4 protein-coding genes are annotated in these 2,746 nt (G+C 71.6%); 3 read left to right on the plus strand and 1 reads right to left on the minus strand.

What is annotated here, in order from left to right:
- Positions 1-225: 225 nt before the first annotated feature.
- Positions 226-918 carry a hypothetical protein gene (locus tag KBX39_RS28130; RefSeq protein ID WP_113974503.1) on the minus strand — a complete coding sequence of 231 codons (693 nt, stop codon included), beginning with the start codon at positions 916-918 and terminating at the stop codon, positions 226-228.
- A gap of 162 nt (positions 919-1,080) precedes the next feature.
- Between KBX39_RS28130 and KBX39_RS28135 the strand changes: the two genes are divergently transcribed.
- From KBX39_RS28135 to KBX39_RS28145, 3 genes are all read left to right on the plus strand, one after another.
- Positions 1,081-1,509, plus strand: coding sequence for an OsmC family protein (locus KBX39_RS28135; RefSeq protein WP_013289315.1), 429 nt, complete (start codon positions 1,081-1,083; stop codon positions 1,507-1,509).
- A gap of 89 nt (positions 1,510-1,598) precedes the next feature.
- Positions 1,599-1,943, plus strand: coding sequence for a metallopeptidase family protein (locus tag KBX39_RS28140; RefSeq protein WP_176722904.1), 345 nt, complete (start codon positions 1,599-1,601; stop codon positions 1,941-1,943).
- Positions 1,944-2,029: 86 nt separating this feature from the next.
- Positions 2,030-2,746: AIM24 family protein (locus tag KBX39_RS28145; RefSeq protein ID WP_043327727.1), on the plus strand; the 717-nt coding region annotated here is incomplete at its 3' end.

Below are 2,746 nucleotides of genomic sequence, written 5' to 3' on the forward strand. Positions count from 1 at the left end.
TCTCGTCGCTGCGGACGAGCGTGCCGTCGAGGTCGGTGGCGATCAGCTTGGGCAGTCCCGGGCGGGTCATGGTTCCTCCTTCGCCCGCGCCGTCACGCCGGCCGACCAGGTCTTCGGTGCCGCGACCACGGGACGGCGGGCAGCAACCGTATCTCGCGGAACGGGCGGCAACCACGGCTTTCCGGCGAATCGGAGGCGAAGCCGCGGTGGCCGACGTATGCGGCGTCAGCGGGACCGGTCGGGGTCCGCGAACGGCACCGCGGGCTGCACCGTCAGGTCCGCGGGGGCCGGCGGCAGGTCGTCCGTGGCGGCGCGCCCCCGCCAGGCGGGCCGGTCGTCCGGGTGGTCGTGGTCCGGTTCCTCGTCGGCGGGCGTGTCCCCGGCGCTCCGGCCGGCCAGGTGCAGCGCGGCGGCCAGCAGCGCCACGGCGAGGAACGCGGTGACCAGGCCGCGCCCGTGCTCCACGTCGAGGCGCTGGTCCCCGACGAAGAACAGGATGCGCCGGGCCAGCTGCTCGAGGGAGGCGGCGGTCGCGACCAGCACGCCGAGCACGCCCGCCGACAGGCCCAGCCCGGCGAGCGCGGCGTGCCGACGGACCGCCGGGGCGCCGCGCAGCGCCAGAGCCAGCGCCACGGACAGCCCGAGCAGGCCCACCAGGTACGCCACCCCGAACCCGCCGATCTCGGAGATGCCACTGGTCAGCCGGGTGGGCGCGTCGTCGTCCCGGGCCTCGGCCGGCACCGTGATGATCAGCCACTCGCCGATCAGCGAGGCGACAGCGGCCACCGTGGCGAGCCCGGCGAGCACTGTCGGCAGGCGGCGGTCCCGGCCCAGGGCGGCGAGCGAGCGTCCGGCCCGGCCGGGGGACTCCGGCTCGGCGTCACCCCACTCGACGACAGTGGTGTCGTCGTCCCGCACGGGGATTCGCTTCTCCTGGCGGGGGACGGGGAGATCCTGTGACATGGCCACCCTTCCCGTACGCGGGCCTGCGTCGAATCATGGCACAGCACACACCCGACGGCCCGGATCGTGGTCCACAGGTGCGGTGCGACGCGGCCCGCTTTCGCGTAGCGTCGTGCCATGCCTATCCGTACCGCATCCGCTCGCTGGCAGGGCAACCTCACCGAGGGGTCCGGCACCGTCCGCACCGGCAAGGGCGGCCTGTCCGGCAACTACTCCTTCAAGTCGCGCTTCGAGGAGGGCGAGGGCACCAACCCCGAGGAGCTGATCGGCGCCGCGCACGCCGGCTGCTTCTCGATGGCGCTGTCCAAGCAGCTCGCCGACGCCGGCGCCCAGGAAACGGCGGTGGAGACCACCGCCAAGGTGCACTTCGACAAGACCGACGCCGGCATGACAGTCACCCGGATCGACCTGGAGACCGTCGGTCAGGTTCCGGGCATCGACCAGGCCGAGTTCACCAAGCTGGCCGAGGCGGCCAAGGAGAACTGCCCGATCTCCCGGCTGCTGTCGCCGGGCGCGCAGATCACGCTGAACGCCCGCCTGGCCTGACCATCACGTACGGCACGGCGGGGGTGTCCTGCGGGCCGCCCTCGCCGTGTGACGTGCCGATTCTGGGGGAGTGACCGGGCCGCGTGGCCGTGGAGATGAGCCGGGACCGGTTCGAGGAACTGGTCGGCGAGGCACTCGACGAGGTGCCCGAGGAGCTGCTCGGGCTCATGAGCAACGTGGTCATCCTGGTCGAGGACGACCCGCCGCCGGGCGAGGACCTGCTCGGCCTGTACGAGGGGCACGCGCTCACCGATCGCGGCTGGGACTACTCCGGCGTGCTGCCCGACCGCATCCTGATCTACCGCAATCCGATCCTGGCGATCTGCGACACCGACGACGACGTCGTCGAGGAGGTCGCGGTGACCGTGGTGCACGAGATCGCCCACCATTTCGGCATCGACGACGAGCGTCTGCACGCCCTGGGCTGGGGCTGACCGGGTCCCCGCCCGGCTGATTCCGGTGGTTGCGCCGGTCCCCTAACCTCCGTGGTCAGGCACATTCTGACCCAGGAGGAAAACCCATGCGCAGCGCGCTGTTCTCCGCGGAGAACCTTGAGAAGGAGTCCCAGCAGCCGGGCATGCGGTTGCAGAACTCCAAGATGCTGAAGATCGAGCTGAACGGCGAGGCGATGGCCCGCGTCGGCTCGATGGTCGCCTACCAGGGCCAGGTGCAGTTCCAGGCCCTCGGCTCCGGCGGCATCGGCAAGTTCATCAAGCAGCGCCTCACCGGTGAGGGCGTGCCGCTGATGAAGGTCTCCGGGCGCGGCGACGTGTTCCTCGCCGACTTCGCCAAGGACGTGCACGTCATCGACCTGGAGCCGGGCGACGCGCTGTCCATCAACGGCTCCAGCGTGCTGGCCTTCGACTCGACCCTGCAGTACGACATCAAGATGGTCGGCGGCGCCGGTTTCGCGTCCTCCTCCGGCCTGTTCAACTGCGTGTTCACCGGGCACGGCCGGATCGCCATCACCACCAAGGGCACCCCGGTGGTGCTCAACGTGGACGCGCCGACGTACGTGGACCCGCAGGCGGCGGTCTGCTGGTCGGCGAACCTCCAGACCGGCTACCACCGCGCCGAGCAGCTCGGCCTCGGCACGCTGCTCGGCCGCAGCACCGGTGAGGCGTTCACGATGAGCTTCGCCGGTCAGGGTTTCGTCGTCGTCCAGCCCTCGGAGGAGCCTCCGGTGGCCGGCAGCGGCACCCAGCAGCAGGGCGGCGTGCTCGGCGGCCTGCTGCAG

Source organism: Micromonospora sp. D75, from assembly GCF_018070405.1.
GTDB lineage: Bacteria > Actinomycetota > Actinomycetes > Mycobacteriales > Micromonosporaceae > Micromonospora > Micromonospora chalcea.